Genomic DNA, 23,664 nt, shown 5'->3' on the forward strand with positions numbered 1-23,664 from the left:
CGAATACGCAGTGTTGGTGCAGCTCTTCGCCAGACCAACCCCGCGGAGGGAAGCCAGCGACGAACCGTCGAAGCGTGCAAATTGCAGCCTGTTATCTCATTGATTTTTATTGCTAACAACTCTGTGCTCCACCGAGAACGCTGATAACCAAAATCGTTTGGTGAATGCTTAATCAGTTGACGTAACAGCGAACAAATATGCTCAAACGGCCAGCGTCGTCCACGCCCTGGAGGTAATGCTTTCAATCCTTCCAGACCGTAAAGCGTAAACCAATTAACCCAGCGCCCCAACGATGAACGCGCGCAACAAAGCGACTTGGCAACATCGCTAACCGTGTCACCACGGTGAAGCATCAACATAGCGGTCAGTCTGCGAGCGTGGTTCTTGTCGTCTGTTCTATGGATGATTTTTCGCATCAGAGATCTTTCTGCATCGGATATTGGTGCTATGATCGGCATAACTCAGTCCGGTTGGTGGTTTGGGATATTCAGCGATTGATCAGATCGCTTAAATCGGACTGAGTTCCCTCCTGGTGATCTACTATTTAGAACAGCTATTTAGAGAAATGAGTATCGGCGAGAGCTGCATCCATCATTTTATAGTAAGCGAATTGTTAGGTTACGGTGGGGTAGCCATTATCCGCTACCCTAATCAATTTACGTTCCCCCAAAATGGTTAATTAACTGCAACTCAAACGGTTGTTTATATAACCAGTCTCGTGGTGATTGAGAATAGAAGAATCTGAGATTTAAAATTATAACCCTATTAATATAGAGCCCTTTAACAGGCTTTAAAAAATATAAAATATAAGGAATCATCTTAAAAATGGCATAAACGGTCGCTTTAATAAGTAAAGTAATTTTTTACTCCGCTTATCCTATTTCTTTCCATTTAAATGTCCGCTATACAATGATCCATATCAATATATATAGAGAGGACATCATGATCGAACATCGCCCTTTCAGTAGCCTAGGTTTACCAACAGTGATAGTCCGTTGGCATTACTGACCGGAATGACGGCAGTCTCTGCGATGGCAATCCAGAACGCAATATCGCGTACTCATTTGCCAGGAGCGCCCCCGACGACGCTGATGACAGGCAACATAACCCAGATTGCCATTGATCTGTTTGAACTTATTGTTCAGTCCGATGCAGAGAAAAGAACCGTGATTAAAAAAAGGATGCAACCAATAGGGTTAAATTTGAGTGGATTTGCACTGGGTTGCATCACTGCAGCATTACTCTACCTTGGTATCGGGCTGTGGAGTCTGGTTATCTCTGTGCTTGTTGCGATGTGGGTGACGGTAAAAATACGTTAACGGGGTTTAAAATGGGGAGACCCGTCAGTTACCCGCCCGGGGCCTTGTGTTACGTCTCAGACGCACATCGTAATTTTGTCCCACTTTGGCATCGTTACCTCGGCCCGCTGCAATTTGCCAATTTGTGCAAAACTATTTTCCCCAGTAAAACATCACCCTAGCAAAACGTTGCTGCTTGCTGCTTGCCAGTCAGTAAAATCGTCAGCCATAATACTGTTTATTTATACAGTTTTTTTACAGGCGTACATCGGCATGAAAGCAGCAACCACCTCCGTATTTACTGATACTCACCAGCAGATCCCGCTGTTTGGGGAGACCTGCCCGGCGGGTTTTCCATCCCCCGCGCAGGACTACATTGAGGCGCAGTTGGATCTCAACCACCATTTAATCCTGCATCCCTCTGCCACTTACTTTGTCCGCGCGGAAGGTGAATCAATGGTCGAGGCGGGTATTCTTTCCGGTGATCTGTTGATTGTTGATAAGGCGCTGATGCCAAAGCATGGTGATATTGTCATCGCCGCAGTGGCGGGGGAATTCACGGTGAAAAAACTGTGTATACAGCCTCGTCTTTGCCTTCAGCCGATGAATCCGGCCTACAGCCCGATTTATGTTGAACCTGATGACCTGGATATTTTTGGTGTAGTCACGCACGCCATCCACACCTTGTCGTAATCGACTATGTATCTGCTGTGCGATGTCAATTCAATGTATGCCAGTTGCGAGCAACTGTTTCGGCCGGACCTGAAAGGAAAACCGGTTATCGTGTTAAGCAACAATGATGGCTGTATTGTCGCTGCCAATCGACAAGCCAAAATGCTAGGCATCAAGGCCGGCACCCCCTATTTTCAAGCCCAAAGCCTGATCCAGCGCTACCAAATAGCCTGTTTTAGCTCCAACTATGCGCTCTATGGCGATATGAGCGCACGGGTCATGACCACATTAGAAGCCCTGGCCCCCAAACTTGAAATTTACTCGATTGATGAAGCATTCCTGAATATCACTGGCATTGATGCTTGCGAACCCTTTCTCGCGTTTGGCCAACGAGTCCGCGCCACAGTGGCACAACAAACCGGGCTGATATGTGGTATCGGGATCGCACAAACACGCACATTAGCCAAGCTGGCCAACCACGCAGCAAAAACCTGGCCAGCAACCGGTGGCGTTGTAGAACTGAGTAACCCGCAGCGTCAGCGGAAATTAATGGCGTTGCTCCCGGTCAAAGAGGTATGGGGAATTGGCTACCGGCTTTCAGCCAAGCTCAATGCAATGGGGATCACCACCGCGCTGAAGTTGGCCGATGCGAACATACAGTTAATTAAAAGAACATTTGGCGTGGTGGTTGAACGAACGGTACGTGAACTGAATGGCATACCCTCTATCACCATCGATTCTCTGCCTGCGAAACAGCAGATCATTTGCAGCCGTAGCTTTGGTGAACCGATCACACAGTTACAGGATATGCGCCAGGCAATCTGCCAATATGCAGAACGGGCGGCTGAAAGGCTGCGCCAACAACACCAGTATTGCCGCCATATCAGCGTATTTCTGCGCACCAGCCCCCATGCCAATCAGCCCTATTACGCTAACAACGCCAACCATGTACTAATGCTAGGAACGCAAGATACGCGAGACATTATCGCTGCCGCGATGAAGGCACTAGAGAAGATTTGGCGTAACGGCTACCGCTATCAAAAAACGGGCGTTATTTTGAACGATTTCTGCCACCGCCCTGGGCAAATAGACATGTTCGATGAAACACCCCCCCGGCCCAACAGTGAACACCTGATGAAAGTGGTTGATCGTATTAACACCACCGGCATGGGTAAGATTTGGTTTGCGGGCCAAGGTATCGAGCAGGGGTGGAAAATGAAGCGCGAACTGCTTTCCCCCGCCTATACCACCGATTGGCGCGCTATCCCTAAAGCTAAAATATAAGCAACCCTCCATCCCCCGGTGAATAGGTCGCGGTAGGACGAAGGTTACCCTCCGCTCCCGCACAGATCCGGACGTGCGCTGCTAACGCATCCGGCTCTTACCTCGGGTGCTTGGCGTAGAAGCGTTGTAAAGGATAAGGGTGGACAACTCTGGGCTTCGGTACCCATCTTTCGCACAAGGGTTTGAAGCGTTCCCAGGTCATGCTGTGCCGTTGACTTCTTCGTCTCAGCGCCTTCAGCCACAATCGCTTCACTTCCTCCACAAATTGGCTTATCGCTCTGTTATTAAAGGGCACGCTATAATAGTTTATGTGACCTTGAACCACCCGCGTTAGCCAGCGGCCCGTTTCTGCAGGCCTATCGTGTAGCCGTTTACGAAGCTCCTGTTTCACCCGTTTCAATTGGGCTATTTGTCGTTTCCGTTTAGTTTTGCGCATCACTGCATCTTTACCTGTATGGAGGCGACCTATATAGTGGGTAAATCCTAGAAAATCAAACGTCCCTGGTTTTCCCCTATCAGGTCGTTCCTCATACTGTTTCAGGGCGAGCCGACCAAAACGCACCAGCTGGGTTTTCTCCTGATGAACTTTCAAGCCAAACTGCCCCAGTCGTTGATGCAACGCTGCCAGACATTCCCGGGCATCCTTATGTTTCTGAAAACCCAGAACCGCATCATCTGCGTACCTTACAATCACGGCATCTCCTTGTGCGTTCTGTCGGCATTTGTTCAACCAGAGATCAAAGCTGTAGTGGAGATAAATATTCGCAAGTAACGGTGAGCACACCGCCCCCTGTGGTACTCCACAGTGCGACTGTTGTCGGTGACCGTGTTCATCAACCACGCCAGCGGTGATCCATTGCTTGATTAACCGCAGTATCCTTTTGTCCCTAACACGGTGCTGGATGAATCGGATAAGCCAGTCATGTTCCACGGTATCGAAGAACTTGCTGATGTCCAGATCCAGAACCCAGTTTACTTTTCGTTCCATAATCGCCACGTTCAGCGCGTCCAGGGCATCATACTGTCCTCTACCCGGTCTGAAACCGTAAGAGAAACCCATGAAGTCAACTTCATAGATTTGGTTTAGCACGGTGACTGTTGCCTGTTGTACGATTTTGTCTTCCAAACACAGAATACTCAGCGACCTTTCAGTTCAATCTTCTTTGGGGATCAGGACCCGCCTTGCTAGCATCGGCCTGTATTGTCCCCGCTGAAACCTGCCATGGAGATCGACAAGATGGCTTTGCGCGTTTTTAGCGTAGCGCTCCCATGTCATTCCATCACAGCCTGGTGCTGATTGGCGTTTAAGTTGTTCAAAGCTCTGTAATAGCAGCTCCTCGCTTACATGGTGAAAGAGATTCGTAAACTGCTGTTTCTTTTCCTTTCTTGCCGCTTCTCGCACAGCCAGCAGCCGTGACGTCGTATTTTCCCGGCTCTGCGTCCGGATACGGGCGTACTGTTGGCTGTTCCCCTTGGTCGGGAGCCTTCCCTCCATCAATTCCGCCACATTGTTATCTGTCTTGTTCATTGATTTCTCCGGTACTATGCTCCCGTCCGACTTCCTGAAACACAGCACCGCTTCACCTTACGGTTTAGGCTGCGCCGTCCCACTGACTCAGTAGTTGTTACCAACAATGCAAAGCTGGGTCTTCCGCAACTTGGCTGGAGATTTTCATGCAAGGGGACTCATCACACGTCGCCTCAGTAGCTCGAACCCTGCTCGACCATACATCTGGCGTTTCAGCATCTTCAGTCGGTTTACATGGCCTTCGACTACACCATTACTCCATCTGCTGCTTATCTCTTCGTGTATTGCTTTTGCATCAGCCTCCATCCCGGCCGCAACGCGCTGAAGGTCAACGAGACCGCTCTGACTGACGTCAACGAACCATTGATTTAGCTGGGATTTATTCTTCATCTTCAACATCCGGTAGAAGTCGAGTGACAGTTGTTGTGCCATTTTCAGTTGCGGTTCTTTCTGGCACATTGACTCGATGAAGCGGGAAGCATAGTTTTCTTCTCCTCTGATCATTCGCCAGGGCATCAACCAACGACTGACCCGGGATGCTGAGGGAAGCCGCCCAGGAGCGACAACCGGATCGTTAACCTGCCTACGCCACTTAGCTACAGCATCCCTGACAGTCGTTTCACTCCAGGTAAAACCATCATCAACCATCTCCCGCCATAGCTGCCGGGCATTATGGTTACCGTTTATTCATTGTTCCTCCAGCCATTCCTTCCATGGCCCAAGAAGCCCGGGTTTTGGTGGTTTTGTTGATATTTCAGGGAATGCTTTCGACTGTATCCACCGACGAACCGTCACCCGGGACAGCCCGGTGAGACGTGATATTTCTCTGATCCCGCAACCTTTTTTATGAAGAGAGTCGACCTGAGCCCAGCGTTGATACCGCTTGTCACGCCGCTGTTGTTTAATTTTTTCTGGGCGACGTAGCGTTGAGGCTGGTGCAGTAGACACTTCAGAGTTTTGATTTTTTGGTGACAACTCAGCGGCAACCAGCCGTATCAATGGCATGTGTCTGTACATTATGCGCTTCAGCGCATCACCGATATTCTTCAGCAGGTGCCAACGGTCGGCCACCTGTAGTGCCTGCGGTGCTCCATCGCGGGCGGGCTAAAGCATAGATCCCGCCACGATCGCGTGAGACGACCTGTATCTCCGGATATTTTTTGAACCATGCCGCCAGTGTACGTTGCTCCCGGCCTGGCAGCAGTACCAGGGAACGATGGGTATCGAGGTTAACGATCAGCGTGCCGTACCTGTGGCCCCGGTGCCATGCCCATTCGTCGATACCGACATGCCGGGTTCGGTTCTCTATCTGTTCCGGAGCCTGAACAACCCTGCGCAATAGAGTATCTGCGCTGATCTGCATCCCTGATGCCACTGCCGCTCGTCTCCCTGCTTCTCCGCCGGCAATTAATCCCAACTGATGCTGCATATTTTGCAGTAATGTCGAAGACTGCTGTTGTGAGCCAGCAAAGGGAGCCAGCGATTCAGCAAAGATCTTGCGTGAACAGGATGGGTTACGACAGTACCAGTGCCGGACGGTAAAGATTAACCAGAGTGTCTGACCTGAGCATGGAAGATGCTGTATCCGTCGTCGACGGCAACTATGAACAGAGCTGCTGCGCTGAAGACATTCAGGGCATTGCGCTGTTTTACGCGTGGCACGGAGATGTAGGGTGAGCCCATCAGAGCTAATAATTTGTCGGCTGGATTGCCATCCACAAGGTAGCTGCAAAAGTGTCTTAAGTGAGGGCATCTCGTTATCCATAACTTAAAACAGCTTAGATCCTTGTTAACTAGAAAGTTTCATTGTTTTTCTTCCACCTAGGTTGCGGAAGACCCACTTTTGTTGTTGACAGTAGTGGGAATTTGTTCAGGATCTCCCAGGTTCCGTATGATGAACTTCCTCACATGCACAGGGTCTCCGACCCCGGGAGGCATGTCCGCGTTTTGCCATAGCAACCCGGCCATTGTAGGTTTCTGCTTCGCTTAACAGCATCACCGCCTCCGACTCCTAATTACGTGGCTCAATACCTGGCCTGTGAGTGCCTTCGCTAACACTTCACGTCAGAAGTTACCCGCTGCCGCGCATAGCTAAAGGTCTGGGCGAGTGGCTAGTTCTTACCCAGGAGGGACTTCCACCCTCGGTTCTCTCACCAGCTTGCCTAGCGTACTAAGCAAATGTTTCAACCACACCAGAGCAAGATATCTATCACCTCAATGATTTATAAGATTTTTCTTAATCCTATTACCTGAATGATCAAGTAAGATGTTTAGTATGTGTTGAGTATGAGTGACACAACAAGCGATAACACCTAAATGTGGACAAGCCACCGTCAACACATCAAATACGCGATTAATTTGCTACTTAAACTCATTTGAAACCACGAAGAGGTCGCACTCTAAAATTCGATAAAACATCCACTAGTACAGCCCATATTCTTATTGAAATGGCAAAGAAGATTGACGAACTCGCGGCAAATTATGATCGTCCCCTAGTGGGATCGTCAAACAGACTCTGCAGTTATCATTTAATTGGAAGAAAAACGTCATCCAATAATCATGCAAGACCTAACAGATGTGGATAGCTATTCGCAGGGGGACTGTTTTGCTGAATAAATCATTAAGGAAGAAAGCCCATGTCCGAAGAGAAAAATAATAAATCCCAAGCCATGGGCAGCAAATCCGGCTCTATCTTTGGTCGTTTTTCAGACAGCTTACGTGAAGCCATTTTTGAGGTTGAACCAAAGTCAACGACAGCCAATGAAAGCCCCGCCGCCACAGAGACTCCACAGTCCTCTGGTACAACAGAAGCCAATACGGTCACTCCGATTGCTGATAACCCGATGGTGGAACGCTTGCACCAAGCTGTACTCGCACGTGCAACTGTTTTTCGCCAACTGATCAGCAATATGACCGCACTAGAAAAAGTTCTTCCTGATGAAGCCGCACGCTTACAAGCGGCTTTTGCCGTATTGAAACAAAATGGCGCATCCGTTGCCAATTTGCAGCAAGAGATTGAATTGCATATGCGTGATCTTGAAACTCAGGAATTACGCTTTCGTGAAGAAGCGGCTTCTGAACGCAAACAACGCATAGATGAACGTCAAAAAGTAGTGGCAGAAAAACAGGCAATTGTTGAAAAAGCACAGGCTGAAATAGAGCGCCAACAACAGTTGATTTTGACAGAACAGGCTAAAATGGCCGATCTATCACAGGAATTGAAAGATCAAACCGCTGAGCTTGATCGCACAGCTGAATTGTTTAGCGCTGCATTCAATCATGAAAAAGAGTGGCTATTGCGACAAAAGTTAAACCTTAATGTATTGGGCGCACTGTAATTATAGTGTGCATAGTATCGTTGATATTAGTGAGAAAAACATGAATAACGGAAGCCTCCTGCCTAAAAACTTCAAGCCCAAAGGTTTTTGGGAACGTCCTGAGGGGACGATGGGAATGGTCGTTGCTGCATTATTAGGTGTTGGTGGCCTGGCTGTTCTTTATAAAATTTTGCCATTCCTGGTATCCATTGCCAGCAATACACTTTATCTGGTCGTTACCTGCTCGGCACTGGCCGCCATCCTCTATATTCTGTTTGACTCACGTTTCCGCAAATTAATTGCTTATATGTATCAAAGTGCCATGCGGTGGTTAACCGGATTATTTATCGAGATTGATCCGATTGGCATATTAAAAAACTATATTTCTGATTTACGTAAAAGCCAATCTGTGATGGATTCACGCATCAGCGATCTGAATGGTGTCATTAATCGACTAAAGAACATTATTAACAAAAATGAACGAGAAGCTCAGAAAGCACTCAAAATCGCTCAACAAGCGCAGAAGACCGGTGATAACAAACAACTGGTTTTACAGTCTAGGCAACACGGCCGTCTGGAAAATGCCAATACCACCTATGGCGATTTACTGCGTAAATCACAATTCCTTTATAACGTACTGACTCGTTATCAAGAACATGCTGATACCATGATTATTGATATGGAAGAGGAAGTGCGCGTAGAAACCGAACGCCGAGAGATGACACGTTCAGCTCACGGTGCGATGACAGCAGCCATGCGGATTCTCAAAGGACAAGATGCAGGGCGAGATATGTACAATGCCTCAATGGAATATCTAGCCAAAGATTACGCAACAAAAATTGGCCAGATTGAAGATTTTGTCCGTGTTTCCGAATCTTTCGTTGCTGGTATGGACTTAGAAAATGGTGTATTTGAAGCAGATGCGCTGCAACGATTAGAAGAATGGGAACAGAACAGTAATAATCTATTACTGGATGAAAAAACCCGCGCAATTCTCACTGACAGTTTAGTTAATACGCCAGCGACGACTTCAACGCAAAATATGTCTTTTTTTGATACCTCGCCCGCCAAGCAAAATAATCGCTAAGCATATCTTTAATCAATTGTACGGATAATTTATTTTATGAAATTAAAACCATTGCCAAAATTTATTTTAATTACCACCATTGTGGCGGGATTAGGATATGGCATAAGCGTTGCCAATCAAAAAGGTTGGTTAGGTACTGAGGAAAAGTCTGCCAGCGTTACGCTCAAAGCGGATGTGCCTACGGCTAATATTTCTAATTCTCCGGAATCAAACAATTCCACTAGTTCCAACGCACCTGCTAATCAGCAAACAACAAGCAGCTTTGATCTGGCATCAACCAAGATGTCACAGCCGGTGCGTTTGTTAACCATCCCATGGAATGCCACCTCAACATTGATGTATGCCAATGGTGATGCATTGACAACACCAGACAGCCTGTTAGGCCGCCGTGGTGTGCAGTTAAAAATTGAACGCCAAGATGATTATGGGCGAATGACTGAAGAAATGGCCAGTTTCGCCAAAGAGTTCGCGGCAGGGAACGCTAATCCTGCTTCAGGTGCTGCCATGGTGATCATCATGGGGGATGGTGTACCAGCATTTATCGCGAGTACCAACGAGGTTTTAAGTAAGTTCGGTCAATCAGCAGAAGTAGTTGGCGCTTTCGGGTATTCCCGTGGTGAAGATAAATGTATGCTGCCGCCAGAAATGCGTGACAACCCACAAAAAGCACGAGGATCGTTAATCGGTGCCGTGTTACGTGACGGCGACTGGAATATTTGTGTCAAGTGGGCTGGTGATAACGATGTGCCGATTAACCCCAATGAGCAAACGTTTGATCCTAACGCCATGAACTTCGTTTCTACCTCCAGTTTTACCGAAGCGGATGAGAAATACATTTCCGGTTACTGCGAAGAACGCCCTGTGGTACAAAACGGCAAACGTACCGGTGAAAAACGACGCGTCTGTCAAAATGGTACGGCTACTTGGACACCGGGTGATGTCAAGGTGGCTATGTATCGCGGTGGATTGGTTTCCGTCGCTTCAACTAAAGAATATATGTGGCAAATGCCATCGACCCTGATTGTTAACAAACAGTGGGCAGAAAAAAATCCGACGGTGGTGACCAATATTCTTGCTGCATCATTTGAAGCTTCTGATCGAATCAAAACAGCACTTCATCGTGGGGATGATTCTGAACTGTTGAAAGCCTCTGCCGTATTGGCCAAGGTACATAAAGAACAGACTGCTGAATGGTGGGCGAAATACTTTAAAGGCGTCACTGAGAAGGATAAACAAGGATTGCTAGTCGAACTCGGTGGTTCAACTACCAACAACCTCTCTGACAACCAGTTTCTGTTTGGTCTGAATGGCAATGACATGCTTTATAAGCGTGTATACGACGTGTTCGGTGGTATCAGTAAACAACTGTATCCCAACATCATGCCTGACTTGGTGCCCTACAACCAGGTCGTCAACACCACTTACTTACAGTCCGTGGCAGCAAGTGCCAAAACAACAACCGCTGCTGAAACCCCGTCTTTCCGTGCTGAAGCCCCAGTGCAGCATGTTGTGACGAAAAAATCGTGGTCGTTGGAGTTTGACACCGGTAAAGCGACGTTCCTGCCACAATCTATTGCTGTTATGGAAGAGCTGCTAAACCAGATTTCAGTCTCTGGCTTATCCATCATCATTGAAGGTCATACTGATAATGTTGGTAACAGTAATGCCAATCTATTGTTATCGCGTAAACGTGCTGAAGCGATCAAATCTTGGTTAGAAGTGAATGCCCCCAGCAGTTTCCCTGAAGGCCGTGTACGTATACGTGCCTATGGTGACGCTCAACCAATCGCGGATAACGCCACTGCAGAAGGCAGAGCTAAGAATCGCCGAGTGACTATAAGCATGGTGCAAACGGCTAACTAACCGTTAGATAAATAGATAGCCAAGTTCATTAAAGTTGTAGGTAAGCGGCAATCAAATGGACTTGGGTTATATGTAAGGCGGGTACATTCGTACCCGCCTTTTTAGGGAAAAACCATGGGAAATATTTGGACACCTTATACCTACTTCAGTCGACGTAATGTTGTTATTCTTATTGCTATTCAAGTCATCATTGCCGTTGTCTGTTGGATCTCACTGGATGCCAAGTGGTTGCCAACCCCACTTGCTATTGCCCAGGAATGGCAAAAATTGGTGCAAAACCAAGGATTGATCCCCAACCTGATCGAAAGCGTTCGCACTAGTTTAATTTCCCTCGTGTTGGCGGCTGCTTTTTCTACCCTATTGGTTTTTTTATCCACCGCCCCTTTATTCTGGCCATTGGCAAAATTCATGTCGGCAATGCGTTTTCTCGGTTTTGCCGGACTGACCTACATTTTTACTCTGCTGACCAACAATGGTGATGACCTGAAAATTGGTCTATTAACATTTGGTATGACCGTTTTCATGACGACCAATCTATTGGCCGAGGTAAAGTCGATTCCACAATCCAGGATCGATCATTGCCGTACCATGGATATGCAAGGCTGGCGCATCTCTTATGAATTGTTGCTACGCGGCAAGCTAGATGTGATCCTTGATCTTCTACGGCAAAATGCGGCGGTTGGTTGGACGTTGCTGACAATGGTAGAAGGGTTAGTCCGTTCCTCTGGCGGCATTGGCGTGATGTTGCTTAACCAAAATCGTTATTTCAATTTGGCTGGCGTATTTGCAATACAGATTACCATCCTGCTCTATGGCTTACTCCAGGATTGGTTTTTAGGATGGTTGCGCTACACCGTTTGTCCTTATCTGAGCAAGAACAAGTGAGTTTCTTATGTCTGCCGAAATAAATACAAACTACAGTTTTACCTGTGCTGAAGATTTGATGTCGATTAAAAACTTGGGTGTTAGTTATGACCGTCCGATTTTGCGCGATATTAATCTTTCTATCCGTGATATTGAGCGGCCAAACATCGAGCAAGGACAAGTGGTCTCCATTCTAGGGCCATCCGGAATCGGTAAAACCCAGTTATTGCGTTGTATTGCAGGATTGCAAATTCCCACCGTCGGCTCGGTCACGATCAATAATGGTGACAATAAACCTGTTGCACCGGGTGACGTAGGCATGGTTAGCCAAAGTTATGATTTATTCAATCACCGTACTGTTTATAACAACCTATTGATTGCCGCTAAACGCGCAAAAAAAGATCCCAGTATCATTGATGAGTATTTGCAGGATTTTAATCTGCTTGACCATGCCCAGAAATATCCGATGCAATTGTCCGGTGGGCAAAGGCAACGTGTGGCTATTGTGCAACAACTGCTCAACCGTTCTCATTTTCTGGTGATGGACGAGCCCTTCTCTGGCCTTGATTCTCTGACCAAACAAACCGTATGCGACACCATTCTCTCCGTATCGCAAAAACATGCGTGGAACTCTTCGATCGTCATCTCACATGATATCGATGCCGCCATTTATATCTCGGATACCCTCTGGGTATTGGGTTACGAAAAGAATGAACAAGGTCAAAATATTCCCGGGGCCACCATTGTTGAACAGTATGACTTGATCGAAATGGAACTGGCATGGCGTCCAGAAAAGCAAAAATTGCCACAATTTGCCCAACTGCGAGAAACAATACTAGAACGCTTCAAAACGTTACTGTAAACAATCTCACCTTATCGCGTTAAAGCAGTACGGTAATATAAATGGCGCTTTATACTTCAAGTCTCAAAAGATTGATCAGCATACCGTGCAATTACACTGGTCGGCAGATAGCAGACCGGCGGTGGCACTGAACCAGCTTGGGTTTTACTGGCCGCCGTACCAATCCCCTTTTTGCTGGCAAGCCATCTGGGGGCCCTATTGATGGCCCCCAGAATTACGCAACACAATATTTTTTAAATCACAAAGGTTTTACTGGTTTATTGCTATTCCGAGTCCGCACCACGCCCACTTAACGGATGCAACTCTGAGTAGTTTGGCATCACCGCCTACAACTTGCGGTGTAATGGCCTTTAACCAAACTTTGGCAGTATATTGAATGTACTGCCAAACCAGCAAAATATAACCACTACGCCAAAAGTAATAACTAAAAATGGAATGACTTTTCCTCCCCAAACCGTGAACGTCTTGTTTGGGAATCTTTCTCTTGATTTCAAGGCAAGAACTGCAGGTATTATTACGGCCCATATTGTGGCACATAGCCCTGCACCACCTATCCCATAAATAAAACCATTGGGGAAAAATAAATACAAAATACTCGAGGGTAGGAAGGTTAACAATATGGTTTTAAAACGCCCGGAAGATGAGTTATCTAACTTGAATAAGTCAGCAAGGTAATCAAACAACCCCAGTGTAACGCCAAAAAATGAGCTAGCAACAGCTAAGTTAGAAAAAACAAGCAAGAAAAATTCTATCGAACTACTTTGATTTGTCCCTAAAAATGATTTAACGAGAGAATCTACGTTTCCTCCTGATGAAATAATCTCTTTAAAATCATTACGGGGAACGTTACCCATAGTGCAGTATAACCAAAACAAATAAACAGCAAGCGCTAACAGGGAACCTAAAACAATGCTTTTTATTAATTTATCTTTTCTCTTTCCATAACAAATAATCAGGCTAGGAATATTACCATGAAAGCCAAAGGAGGCCAGGCACACAGGTATAGCCATAAATATATAAGGGAAGTAGGAATTGTTACCACCACCATCGCCCCCACTAACATCTCTTAATATTGAGTAATCAACCTGGAAGAAAAGTGTGCCAAACACAACAACAAATGCTATTATTTTTATCCCTAGAAAAAGGGATGTGATTCTACTTGCAGCTAACGAACTAAACCACAATACACTGGCAACAAAAACCGCAGTACATATGCCAACCACCCGAAAATTTACCTGATGCCCTAAATTCATTGATAGGGTTTCGCTTATTATTGCACCATTGGCAGAGATATAAGCATAAGTCAGTATATACAGTACAAAAGCCACCGTTATACCACTTACAATGTTCCACTTATTCCCAATCAAATCTTTAGTTATTGTATTGAAACTGGAGCCCACTGGGTAATTTAAGTTTGCCTCTAACAATAACAACCCTGAGTGTAACATTGAAAACCAGGCGATTATTAATATGAAGGCTCCCCAAAAAAACCAAGCCCCTGCAAGGTTAACGGGTAAGGCAAACATTCCCCCACCGATGACTGTACCAGCTATAACCATCACGCCCCAAAAGGAGGAGTGTTTAGTATTTGATGTTTCGTTCATGATGCCCTCTATTTATAGAGAATCTATGTTTATTGTTGTTTTAAATAAGTTATCAGATAGCGACACTCAAGTTACATAAAGATAAGAACAATTATTACCTCACGCAGCGAGCAACCCAGTTGATAAAAAATAGTATGTCACTTAAAGCATCATATACCCGCGCCCTTCAAACCGCCCTGGCTTTGGCTACCTTTTTCACCCCAGCCACATAGTTATCTATATGACTGGGGATTAATGAACCTCATTAATGAGGTTCACCCTACGGGTCAACACAAGTGCTGTTCAAATCGGTTACCGCTCACAAGCAATTAAAATTATTTTGCGTATAAACATTGCGACACAAAATCATTTTTCACTCTATTTCTTACTAAACCTCTTTTAGCCTGGCCGTAAAGTGGCGTAATACTTTAGGTTCGTAGGTAAAGGTTAACCCTTTAATATTATGAGCATTTTCTTTTACATATTTAAACGCTTCAATAATAAAGTCCATGTGCGTTTGTGTGTAGGTGGCTCTTGAAATAGTCAAACGAAGCAACTCAGCAGGGCAAGGTAATTGCTTCCCAGTCTTAGGATCTCTGCCCAGTAAAAACGAACCAATTTCCACTGCTCTAATACCTGCTACTTTATATAACTCACAAGCGAGAGCTTGAGCTGGGAATTGCTCAGCAGGTATATGAGGTAGCAATTTGCCCGCATCAACAAAAGCAGCGTGGCCACCAGCTTGCTGGCAAGTCACACCAATAGCCTCCAGACCATCAACCAAATATTGAACTTGTGCAATACGATAGGCTAGCCAATCTTGATTCATACCATCACTAAGCCCTACAGCAAGACGTTCCATTGCCCCACCTTCTAAACCGCCATAGGTAGGGAAACCTTCCTGAACAACACAAATCGTTCTACACTCAGTATAAACATCTAAATAGCTATCATCTTTGATGCATAATAAGCCCCCCATCGGAACCATCGCATCTTTTTTAGCAGACATAGCTAACATATCGGCATACTTATAGGTTTCCATCGTTATTTGTTCGATGCTCCAATCTTTATATCCCGCTTCTCTTTGCTGGATAAAGTAAGCATTTTCAGCAAAACGAGCCGAATCCATAACCACTGGAATGTCGTATTTCTTAGCAATAGCATATACGGCTTTTAAATTTTCTATGGAAACGGGTTGTCCACCAGCAGAGTTAGACGTTATGGTCGATACAATATAAGGTACGTTATTAGGACCAACGTCAATGATACCTCTCTCTAGCCCCTCAAGATCAAAGTTACCTTTAAAGTCTTGACGGGCTGCGGTATCAAACGCTTCTTTAATATAAACGTTGCGTACAGTACAACCATTTATTTGGCTATGACCTTGGGTGGTATCAAAAAAATAGTTAGAGAAGACAACCATTTTTGTTCTATCCAAACCCTTTTCTTGCTCACGCTTTTTAATTAATACCGGAATATAAATTTGCTCAGCGCCACGCCCTTGGTGAGTAGGAATAGTGTGTTGGTATCCAAAAATATTTTTGACTGCGTTAGCTAAAGCATAATAGCTCCGGCTTCCACTATAGGCTTCATCTCCGCGTAACATTGCGGCTTGCATGTTTTGCGTGACAGCCCCGGTACCACTGTCCGTCAGTAAATCAATAAATACATCTTCACTATCAAGTAGGAAAGGGTTCATTCCTGATTTTATGATCGCACTATCACGATGTTCTCTTGTCGTGCGCTTGATAGGTTCAATAACTCTAATACGGAATGGCTCAGGTAAATGTTTGAAGTTATTCATCGTATAATCCTTAAATTTAAATATAGCTAGCCTGATAGCTGTTCATTAAAAATGAATAGCCATTATAATTTTCATTAATATGCCTGGAATATATCAAGCTTCACGAGTGGTAACAGAATTAGCTCACACAGTTAATTGCATAAGCCACCCCATAAGGGTTTACTTTTCTGCTGCCTTCATGAAATTTAAATTATTAGCGGCATGACAAACAAAACAGATTACGGCGAATCCAGTTTTACTTATATGTTTATGGCGGGGGAAAGATCAAGGACGATGATTGACGATCATATAGTCAATGTTAAACCATTTCGGGGTTATATATGTCTCTTTTAAGGTACTCATAATATATCAGCCCTCATTAAACGTAGCATTACATTATTATAATGGATAAATTTGTCTATGAGTATTTCGAGTAAATGTGATTGGATTCACAACTACTTTATTGGATAAATCGAATCGTTCTCGGCCAGTAGGATCAGATCAAACATCATCCCGCTAATACTGGCAACCCTTTGGCAAAATGGAAGTTAAAAATCAACAAATTGAACACTGGCGGTAGTGAGATAGACCGGTGGTCACGAGCAGCCTTTGAGTTTATCCGTTGTCATCGACCTCTATGACAGCCCCCCCCGTTTCTTTACGATCCCGTCACTTGATAACATATATGAATAATCAAATGTATTATTGACTTTGACTTTAAGAGTCTTAAGATAACCGCAGTATTCCGTCTTGGAGCTCCCATGACCACACTTACCCCATTACAGCTCTTCAAAAACCTGTCAGACGAAACCCGCCTGAATGTCATTCTGCTGCTCCGAGAGTCTGGTGAGCTGTGTGTTTGCGAGCTTTGTAACACCCTCAATGAGTCTCAACCCAAGATTTCCAGGCACTTGGCCATGCTGAGAGAGTCCGGGCTGTTACTGGATCGCCGTGCTGGAAAGTGGATCCATTATCGCCTGTCTCCACATATTCCGGCCTGGGCTGCCGCCGTGATTGAGCAAGCCTACCTCAGTCAACAAGAGCAAATCGTTTTACTTGCACGAGGTAATGGCACGATGAGTGGTAAGGCCGCCTGTCTTTGATGTACTAAAAACCGACTCTTTCATATCTGTTTTATTACATTTGATAGCGTAGTACGCCAAACTGATTTAATAACGGAAGGACGGTATAGATGAAAACACTCTCAGTGTATGACCCGGCACTCTGCTGCAGTAGCGGCGTATGCGGTACTGACGTTGACCAAGCCTTGGTCACCTTCTCTGCTGATGTTGACTGGCTCAAAAAACGTGGTGTCACCGTTGCTCGTTACAACCTAGCCCAGCAACCGATGGCCTTTATCAACAATGCGCTAGTCAAAAACTTCCTTGAAAATTCAGGGGCTAAAGGACTGCCGTTAATTTTGCTTGATGGCGAATTTGTTATGGCAGGGCGTTACCCTACCCGTGCTGACCTGGCTCGCTGGTGCAAACTGCCGCTGGAAATCACCAGCATCGCACCCCAAAGCTGCTGTGGTGGTAACACGTCCTGCTGTTAATCAACGCCCTGCTGTTAATCAACACATAGAGGGAACGCCATGAAATTCTTACAAAACCCACCCGTTTTCCTCTTTTTTACCGGGAAAGGCGGTGTCGGTAAAACATCCATTTCCTGTGCCAGTGCGATTACCTTGGCTGATGCCGGTAAACGCGTCTTGCTGGTCAGCACCGATCCGGCATCGAATGTCGGCCAAGTGTTTAATCAGTCTATTGGTAACCAGATTACCGCGATCGCAACCGTGCCAGGATTATCTGCGCTGGAAATTGATCCTCAGGCGGCGGCTAAACTTTACCGTTCCCGTATTGTTGACCCCGTGAAAGGTCTCCTGCCAGAGGAGGTGGTTCGCAGTATCGAAGAGCAATTGTCAGGCGCCTGTACCACTGAAATTGCCGCATTCGATGAGTTTACCGGTTTATTGACTGATGCCGCCCTGCTGAATAATTTTGATCATGTCATTTTCGATACTGCGCCCACCGGGCACACCATTCGTTTGTTGCAACTGCCTGGTGCCTGGAGCAGTTTTATCGACAAGAACCCAGAAGGCTCTTCGTGTCTAGGCCCGCTGGCCGGTTTGGAAAAGCAGCGTGATCGCTATGCCCAAGCATTACAGGCCTTATCTGATGCAGCAAGAACCCGCTTGATACTGGTTGCCAGGGCGCAAAAATCAACACTTGCTGAAGTCGCCAGAACCCATCACGAACTGGCCCAAGTCGGCTTAGGTAACCAGTTTCTCGTTATCAATGGGATATTGCCCGAAACTGAAGCTCAGGCAGACAAACTAGCCAGTGCATTGTATCTACGTGAGCAGCAGGCTTTGAGTGAGTTACCCGACGTTCTCAGCGCATTGCCCAGGGATGATTTGATGTTGCAACCGGTAAATATGGTGGGAACTGATGCGCTACGCCAACTGTTGGGAAACAGCGAAGTCCTACGTTCAGCGTCAACACCTCACATGACCGAAGCATTACCCGAGTTACCCACGCTGTCCACACTGATTGAGGAAATAGCCGCTGATAAACACGGTTTAGTCATGCTGATGGGGAAAGGTGGCGTAGGCAAAACCACCCTGGCCGCCTCAATTGCAGTAAAACTGGCGGAAAAAGGGCTAGATGTCCACCTGACCACGTCTGATCCCGCCGCTCATCTCGAGAACACCTTGCATGGGCAACTTCCGAACCTGATGGTTAGCCGGATAGATCCACTGGCTGAGACAGAACGTTATCGTCAGCACGTTTTATCCACCAAAGGCAAGGATCTGGATGCACAAGGTAAGGCGTTACTGGAAGAAGATCTCCGCTCCCCCTGTACTGAGGAAATTGCGGTATTCCAGGCTTTTTCCCGCGTGATACGGGAAGCAGGCAAGCGCTTTGTGGTGATGGATACGGCACCGACCGGCCATACGTTGCTACTGTTGGATGCTACTGGTGCCTACCACCGTGAGGTCGCCAAACGTATGGGGGAAAGTGGCCATTACCTGACCCCGATGATGCAATTGCAGGATAAAAAACGAACCAAAGTGTTATTGGTGACGCTACCTGAAACCACCCCGGTGCTGGAAGCCGCCAACCTGCAGAAAGACCTGCGCCGGGCAGGTATTGAACCTTGGGCATGGGTTATCAATAACAGCCTGGTTGCTGCGACCACATCATCACCGCTGTTGCAATTACGTGCATCGCATGAAGTTGAACAGATTAAAAAAGTCAGAGACTCACTGGCTTCACGCCTGGCTCTTATTCCTCTGCAGGAAGAGGAGCCAATCGGTATTGCCCGTCTGAGCCAGTTGGCTGGCGGCGTTTAACTCAGGATCATTTTTTCAGGGCAAGGGTTCGCCCTTGCCCTTTTGGGGGCGTTATGTTGTTGGCAGGAGCTATTTTTGTCTTAACCATTGTATTAGTTATCTGGCAACCCAAGGGGTTGGGCATTGGTTGGAGCGCAACACTGGGTGCCGTACTGGCGTTACTGACTGGCGTGGTTCATCTCAATGATATTCCGGTGGTCTGGCAGATTGTCTGGAATGCCACCGCCACCTTTATTGCGGTGATCATTATCAGTCTGTTACTGGATGAGTCAGGCTTCTTTGAATGGGCGGCCTTGCATGTGGCGCGCTGGGGCAATGGCCGTGGCCGTTTGTTGTTTACCTATATCATCCTGCTCGGGGCAGCGGTAGCGGCATTGTTCGCCAACGATGGGGCAGCATTAATCCTCACGCCGATTGTCATAGCCATGCTTCTGGCGCTGGGTTTCAGCCGTGGCGCGACCTTGGCCTTTGTGATGGCGGCGGGCTTTATTGCCGATACCGCCAGCTTGCCGTTGATCGTGTCGAACCTGGTGAATATTGTCTCGGCGGATTTCTTCAACCTCGGATTCACTGAATACGCGGCGGTGATGGTGCCAGTTAACCTGGCGGCGATTGCGGCTACGCTGGTGATGCTGCACCTGTTTTTCCGCAAAGAGATACCCGCCGTTTACGATTTATCGCTGCTAAAAGCGCCGAAAGAGGCCATCCGCGACCTGAACACCTTCAAAACTGGCTGGCTGGTGCTGGTTCTGCTGTTGGTCGGCTTCTTTGCCCTAGAACCACTGGGTGTTCCCGTCAGCCTGGTCGCTGCCGTCGGGGCGCTGATTTTGTTCGTTGTCGCCAAAAAAGGGCATGCCATCAATACCGGCAAAGTACTGCGTGGTGCGCCTTGGCAAATCGTAGTCTTCTCGCTGGGCATGTATCTGGTGGTTTACGGCCTGCGCAATGCCGGGCTGACCCATTACCTTTCTGCGTTGCTGAACCAATTCGCCGAGCAAGGGCTGTGGGTAGCCGCACTGGGCACCGGATTCCTGACGGCGTTCCTCTCTTCCATTATGAACAATATGCCTACCGTTCTGGTGGGGGCGCTGTCGATTGATGGCAGCACGGCCAGCGGTGTGATTAAAGAGGCGATGATTTATGCCAACGTGATCGGCAGCGATCTAGGGCCGAAAATTACCCCTATTGGTAGTCTTGCTACCTTACTGTGGCTGCATGTGCTATCACAAAAAAATATGACCATCACCTGGGGATATTACTTCCGGGTGGGGATTGTTATGACGATCCCGGTGCTATTGGTCACGCTGGCGGCATTGGCCCTGCGATTATCGATATCCCTTTAATGTTTTTAAACAACCTCGCCAGCAGGTATAACCGGTTGGCGTTTCAATGAGAGATCACCACGATGAGCAATGTGACTATTTATCATAATCCGGCCTGTGGAACATCGCGTAACACGCTGGAATTAATTCGTAACAGTGGTACGGAACCTACAGTAATTCTCTACCTGGAAACACCCCCCAGCCGCGATGTGCTGGTGAAACTGATCGCTGATATAGGGATCACCGTTCGGGCATTATTACGCAAAAATGTGGAGCCTTATGAGCAGCTAGGGCTGGCAGAAGATAACTTCAGCGATGACCAACTGATCGATTTTATGCTGCAGCACCCCATCCTGATCAACCGCCCAATTGTGGTCACATCATTGGGAACCAAATTGTGCCGCCCTTCTGAATTGGTGCTGGATATCTTGCCCGAAGCACAACGCGGTGCCTTCACCAAGGAAGATGGCGAACGCGTGGTGGATGCACAAGGCAAACGTGTAGAGAAATAAGCTAACCTCAAGGGGAGCATTGAAGGCTCCCTTTTGATTGCCTGTACCGCTCTCGCCATACAGATTGAAAATGTTTTCGTCCGCTTTCACTTCTGACTACAATAACCGCTGCTTTGACCATAACGGATAACGACGATTATATGCGCCGACAACACCATCATCTTGAACTACTCAGCCCAGCCCGTGACACCGCCATCGCTCGCGAAGCAATTTTGCATGGTGCGGATGCCGTCTACATTGGTGGCCCTGGGTTTGGTGCCCGTCATAATGCCAGTAACAGCCTGCGCGATATTGCAGAACTGGTGCCATTTGCCCATCGCTATGGTGCCAAGGTGTTCGTCACTTTGAACACTATTCTGCATGATGATGAACTGGAGCCGGCGCAAAAGCTGATTACTGACCTCTATCACCACGGGGTAGATGCGCTGATTGTGCAAGATATGGGGATTCTGGAACTGGACCTGCCGCCGATTGAGTTGCACGCCAGTACTCAGTGCGACATCCGTAGTATCGAAAAAGCAAAATTCCTCTCCGATGTGGGCTTTAGCCAGATCGTGCTAGCGCGGGAACTGACTCTTGATCAGATTCAAGAGATCCATAAATCCACTGACGCAACCATTGAGTTCTTTATTCACGGTGCCCTGTGTGTGGCTTATTCCGGCCAGTGCTATATTTCCCACGCCCAGACCGGTCGTAGCGCTAACCGCGGCGACTGCTCACAGGCATGTCGTCTGCCGTTTACCTTGAAAGACGATCAGGGGCGCGTTGTGGCTTATGAAAAACATCTACTCTCGATGAAAGATAACGACCAAACCACCAACCTGGCAGCGCTGATTGACTCAGGCGTGCGTTCGTTCAAAATCGAAGGCCGCTATAAGGACATGAGCTACGTGAAGAACATTACGGCGCACTACCGCCAAATGCTCGACGCAATCATCGAAGACAGAAGTGACTTGGCTCGCTCTTCCGCAGGCCGTACCGAACACTTCTTTATTCCTTCAACAGACAAAACCTTCCACCGTGGCAGCACTGACTACTTCGTCAATGGCCGTAAAAGCGATATCGGTGCCTTTGACTCCCCCAAATTTATCGGCCTGCCGGTGGGAGAGGTGCTGAAGGTCAGCAAAGATCATCTGGATGTGGCAGTCACTGAGCCGCTGACCAATGGTGATGGGCTTAATGTGATGATCAAGCGTGAAGTGGTGGGCTTTCGCGTCAATACAGTAGAGAAAACTGCTGAAAATCGCTATCGCATCTGGCCGAACGAAATGCCAGCAGAACTGCATAGCGTGCGCCCACACCAGATAATTAACCGCAATCTTGACCACAACTGGCAGCAAGCATTACTGAAAACCTCCAGCGAGCGCCGCATTGCCGTAGATATCGAACTCAGCGGCTGGCAAGAACAGTTGATCCTCACCATGACCAGTGAGGATGGCGTGAGTGTCACCCATACCCTTGAAAGCCATTTTACCGAAGCCACCAACACTGAAAAGGCACGGAATAACCTGCAGGATGGCATCGCGAAACTGGGGCAGACTATTTATTATGCCCGCGATGTGGTGATCAATCTGTCGAACATGCTGTTTGTGCCGAACAGCCAGGTGAATCAACTGCGTCGCGAAACAGTCGAACGGCTTGATGCTGCGCGCTTGGCGGCTTACCCACGCGGTAGCCGCAAGCCGGTATCCTCACCGCCGCCCGTTTCCCCGGAAACCCACCTGACCTTCCTCGCCAACGTTTATAACCATAAGGCACGTGAATTTTATCAGCGCTACGGCGTTAAGCTTATTGATGCAGCCTATGAGGCGCACCAAGAGAAGGGCGATGTGCCGGTGATGATCACCAAACACTGCCTGCGCTTTGCCTTTAACCTCTGTCCGAAACAGGCAAAAGGGAATATCAAAAGCTGGCAGGCAACGCCGATGCAATTGGTACATGGTAATGAAGTGTTGACGCTGCGTTTTAACTGCAGGCCGTGTGAAATGCACGTAATGGGTAAAATCAAAAGCCACATTCTCAAAATGCCGCCGCCCGGGAATATCGTCGCGTCAATTAGCCCGGAAGATCTGCGGAAAACCCTACCGCCGCGTAAGAATGGATAAACTCAACGGCTGCCTTTCAAGGTGTTGATACCGCAAACTGATCGTCTCCAATGACGATATTTGCCGAATAACCTTGGAAGGCATGCCTGTTAGTCAAACTACTGCGTCTCCGCCATGAAAACCCGAAAAGACCGCACTGCACCTCCAGCCCAACTCATTCACAAGAGATATTACCCAAGGTCCATTGCATAAATATGATTTATGTCTCCTTTTAATCATCTCAAACAAG

The 23,664-nt window shown here is 47.2% G+C and carries 18 protein-coding genes and 2 pseudogenes; 14 read left to right on the top strand and 6 right to left on the bottom strand.

Annotated elements, in window-relative coordinates; translation table 11 throughout:
- On the bottom strand, window positions 1-458 hold a 458-nt coding region (locus tag AC2A06_RS05610), incomplete at its 3' end, for a helix-turn-helix domain-containing protein (RefSeq protein WP_484379633.1).
- A gap of 537 nt (window positions 459-995) precedes the next feature.
- Here AC2A06_RS05610 and AC2A06_RS05615 point away from each other — a divergent pair.
- The 3 genes from AC2A06_RS05615 to umuC all read left to right on the top strand — a co-directional run bounded on the left by AC2A06_RS05615 (window position 996) and on the right by umuC (window position 3,254).
- Window positions 996-1,319 (top strand): DUF1275 family protein, encoded by a 324-nt coding sequence (locus AC2A06_RS05615; RefSeq protein ID WP_484379634.1) that lies wholly within the window; start codon window positions 996-998, stop codon window positions 1,317-1,319.
- A 252-nt stretch (window positions 1,320-1,571) separates the two neighbouring features.
- Window positions 1,572-1,991 (top strand): translesion error-prone DNA polymerase V autoproteolytic subunit, encoded by a 420-nt coding sequence (gene umuD, locus AC2A06_RS05620; protein WP_484379635.1) that lies wholly within the window; start codon window positions 1,572-1,574, stop codon window positions 1,989-1,991.
- Window positions 1,992-1,997: 6 nt separating this feature from the next.
- Window positions 1,998-3,254 carry a translesion error-prone DNA polymerase V subunit UmuC gene (gene umuC / locus AC2A06_RS05625; RefSeq protein ID WP_484379636.1) on the top strand — a complete coding sequence of 419 codons (1,257 nt, stop codon included), beginning with the start codon at window positions 1,998-2,000 and terminating at the stop codon, window positions 3,252-3,254.
- A gap of 97 nt (window positions 3,255-3,351) precedes the next feature.
- Here the strand turns inward: umuC and ltrA are convergent.
- Window positions 3,352-4,782 (bottom strand): annotated as a pseudogene (gene ltrA / locus AC2A06_RS05630) (group II intron reverse transcriptase/maturase).
- Between the two features lie 144 nt (window positions 4,783-4,926).
- Window positions 4,927-6,547: pseudogene (locus tag AC2A06_RS05635) on the bottom strand (ISL3 family transposase).
- 871 nt (window positions 6,548-7,418) lie between these two features.
- Between AC2A06_RS05635 and AC2A06_RS05640 the strand changes: the two are divergent.
- The 5 genes from AC2A06_RS05640 (at window position 7,419) to AC2A06_RS05660 (ending at window position 12,775) form a co-directional block, all read left to right on the top strand.
- A complete protein-coding gene (locus tag AC2A06_RS05640; protein ID WP_484379637.1) occupies window positions 7,419-8,120 on the top strand; it encodes a hypothetical protein in 702 nt (233 codons plus the stop codon).
- 40 nt (window positions 8,121-8,160) lie between these two features.
- Complete coding sequence (locus AC2A06_RS05645) at window positions 8,161-9,186, top strand: hypothetical protein (RefSeq protein ID WP_484379638.1); 1,026 nt, start codon at window positions 8,161-8,163, stop codon at window positions 9,184-9,186.
- Between the two features lie 36 nt (window positions 9,187-9,222).
- Window positions 9,223-11,049 carry an OmpA family protein gene (locus AC2A06_RS05650; RefSeq protein ID WP_484379639.1) on the top strand — a complete coding sequence of 609 codons (1,827 nt, stop codon included), beginning with the start codon at window positions 9,223-9,225 and terminating at the stop codon, window positions 11,047-11,049.
- 114 nt (window positions 11,050-11,163) lie between these two features.
- Window positions 11,164-11,934, top strand: coding sequence for an ABC transporter permease (locus tag AC2A06_RS05655; RefSeq protein ID WP_484379640.1), 771 nt, complete (start codon window positions 11,164-11,166; stop codon window positions 11,932-11,934).
- Window positions 11,935-11,992: 58 nt separating this feature from the next.
- Window positions 11,993-12,775 (top strand): ABC transporter ATP-binding protein, encoded by a 783-nt coding sequence (locus AC2A06_RS05660; protein ID WP_484379641.1) that lies wholly within the window; start codon window positions 11,993-11,995, stop codon window positions 12,773-12,775.
- A 350-nt stretch (window positions 12,776-13,125) separates the two neighbouring features.
- Here the strand turns inward: AC2A06_RS05660 and tnaB are convergent, their stop codons facing one another.
- From tnaB to tnaC, 3 genes are all read right to left on the bottom strand, one after another.
- A complete protein-coding gene (gene tnaB / locus AC2A06_RS05665; RefSeq protein ID WP_484379642.1) occupies window positions 13,126-14,379 on the bottom strand; it encodes a low affinity tryptophan permease TnaB in 1,254 nt (417 codons plus the stop codon).
- A gap of 367 nt (window positions 14,380-14,746) precedes the next feature.
- On the bottom strand, window positions 14,747-16,162 hold the full coding sequence (gene tnaA, locus AC2A06_RS05670; protein WP_484379643.1) for a tryptophanase: 1,416 nt from the start codon (window positions 16,160-16,162) through the stop codon (window positions 14,747-14,749).
- A 264-nt stretch (window positions 16,163-16,426) separates the two neighbouring features.
- Window positions 16,427-16,504: a tryptophanase leader peptide gene (gene tnaC, locus AC2A06_RS05675; protein WP_484379782.1), complete on the bottom strand. Its 78-nt coding sequence runs from the start codon at window positions 16,502-16,504 to the stop codon at window positions 16,427-16,429.
- Between the two features lie 398 nt (window positions 16,505-16,902).
- On the opposite strand from tnaC, the gene AC2A06_RS05680 reads away from it, so the two are divergent.
- From AC2A06_RS05680 to AC2A06_RS05705, 6 genes are all read left to right on the top strand, one after another.
- Window positions 16,903-17,244 (top strand): metalloregulator ArsR/SmtB family transcription factor, encoded by a 342-nt coding sequence (locus tag AC2A06_RS05680; RefSeq protein WP_484379644.1) that lies wholly within the window; start codon window positions 16,903-16,905, stop codon window positions 17,242-17,244.
- 89 nt (window positions 17,245-17,333) lie between these two features.
- On the top strand, window positions 17,334-17,696 hold the full coding sequence (gene arsD, locus AC2A06_RS05685; protein WP_484379645.1) for an arsenite efflux transporter metallochaperone ArsD: 363 nt from the start codon (window positions 17,334-17,336) through the stop codon (window positions 17,694-17,696).
- A 39-nt stretch (window positions 17,697-17,735) separates the two neighbouring features.
- Window positions 17,736-19,496, top strand: coding sequence for an arsenical pump-driving ATPase (arsA, locus tag AC2A06_RS05690; protein ID WP_484379646.1), 1,761 nt, complete (start codon window positions 17,736-17,738; stop codon window positions 19,494-19,496).
- A gap of 53 nt (window positions 19,497-19,549) precedes the next feature.
- Window positions 19,550-20,839 carry an arsenic transporter gene (locus tag AC2A06_RS05695; protein ID WP_484379647.1) on the top strand — a complete coding sequence of 430 codons (1,290 nt, stop codon included), beginning with the start codon at window positions 19,550-19,552 and terminating at the stop codon, window positions 20,837-20,839.
- A gap of 62 nt (window positions 20,840-20,901) precedes the next feature.
- Entirely contained in the window at window positions 20,902-21,330 is a 429-nt protein-coding gene (gene arsC, locus AC2A06_RS05700) for a glutaredoxin-dependent arsenate reductase (protein ID WP_484379648.1), read from the top strand.
- Between the two features lie 140 nt (window positions 21,331-21,470).
- Entirely contained in the window at window positions 21,471-23,435 is a 1,965-nt protein-coding gene (locus AC2A06_RS05705; protein WP_484379649.1) for a peptidase U32 family protein, read from the top strand.
- Window positions 23,436-23,664 lie beyond the last annotated feature (229 nt).

The sequence above is a fragment of the Serratia sp. HNCC26DJ244 genome (assembly GCF_057180565.1).

Coding starts and splice junctions, on each gene's coding strand:
- AC2A06_RS05695 (WP_484379647.1), top strand. CDS start 19,550: ATGTTGTTGGCAGGAGCTATTTTTGTCTTAACCATTGTATTAGTTATC.
- arsA (WP_484379646.1), top strand. CDS start 17,736: ATGAAATTCTTACAAAACCCACCCGTTTTCCTCTTTTTTACCGGGAAA.
- AC2A06_RS05680 (WP_484379644.1), top strand. CDS start 16,903: ATGACCACACTTACCCCATTACAGCTCTTCAAAAACCTGTCAGACGAA.
- tnaA (WP_484379643.1), bottom strand. CDS start 16,162: ATGAATAACTTCAAACATTTACCTGAGCCATTCCGTATTAGAGTTATT.
- arsC (WP_484379648.1), top strand. CDS start 20,902: ATGAGCAATGTGACTATTTATCATAATCCGGCCTGTGGAACATCGCGT.
- AC2A06_RS05640 (WP_484379637.1), top strand. CDS start 7,419: ATGTCCGAAGAGAAAAATAATAAATCCCAAGCCATGGGCAGCAAATCC.
- AC2A06_RS05650 (WP_484379639.1), top strand. CDS start 9,223: ATGAAATTAAAACCATTGCCAAAATTTATTTTAATTACCACCATTGTG.
- AC2A06_RS05660 (WP_484379641.1), top strand. CDS start 11,993: ATGTCGATTAAAAACTTGGGTGTTAGTTATGACCGTCCGATTTTGCGC.
- umuC (WP_484379636.1), top strand. CDS start 1,998: ATGTATCTGCTGTGCGATGTCAATTCAATGTATGCCAGTTGCGAGCAA.
- AC2A06_RS05705 (WP_484379649.1), top strand. CDS start 21,471: ATGCGCCGACAACACCATCATCTTGAACTACTCAGCCCAGCCCGTGAC.
- AC2A06_RS05645 (WP_484379638.1), top strand. CDS start 8,161: ATGAATAACGGAAGCCTCCTGCCTAAAAACTTCAAGCCCAAAGGTTTT.
- tnaB (WP_484379642.1), bottom strand. CDS start 14,379: ATGAACGAAACATCAAATACTAAACACTCCTCCTTTTGGGGCGTGATG.
- AC2A06_RS05655 (WP_484379640.1), top strand. CDS start 11,164: ATGGGAAATATTTGGACACCTTATACCTACTTCAGTCGACGTAATGTT.
- tnaC (WP_484379782.1), bottom strand. CDS start 16,504: ATGAGTACCTTAAAAGAGACATATATAACCCCGAAATGGTTTAACATT.
- umuD (WP_484379635.1), top strand. CDS start 1,572: ATGAAAGCAGCAACCACCTCCGTATTTACTGATACTCACCAGCAGATC.
- arsD (WP_484379645.1), top strand. CDS start 17,334: ATGAAAACACTCTCAGTGTATGACCCGGCACTCTGCTGCAGTAGCGGC.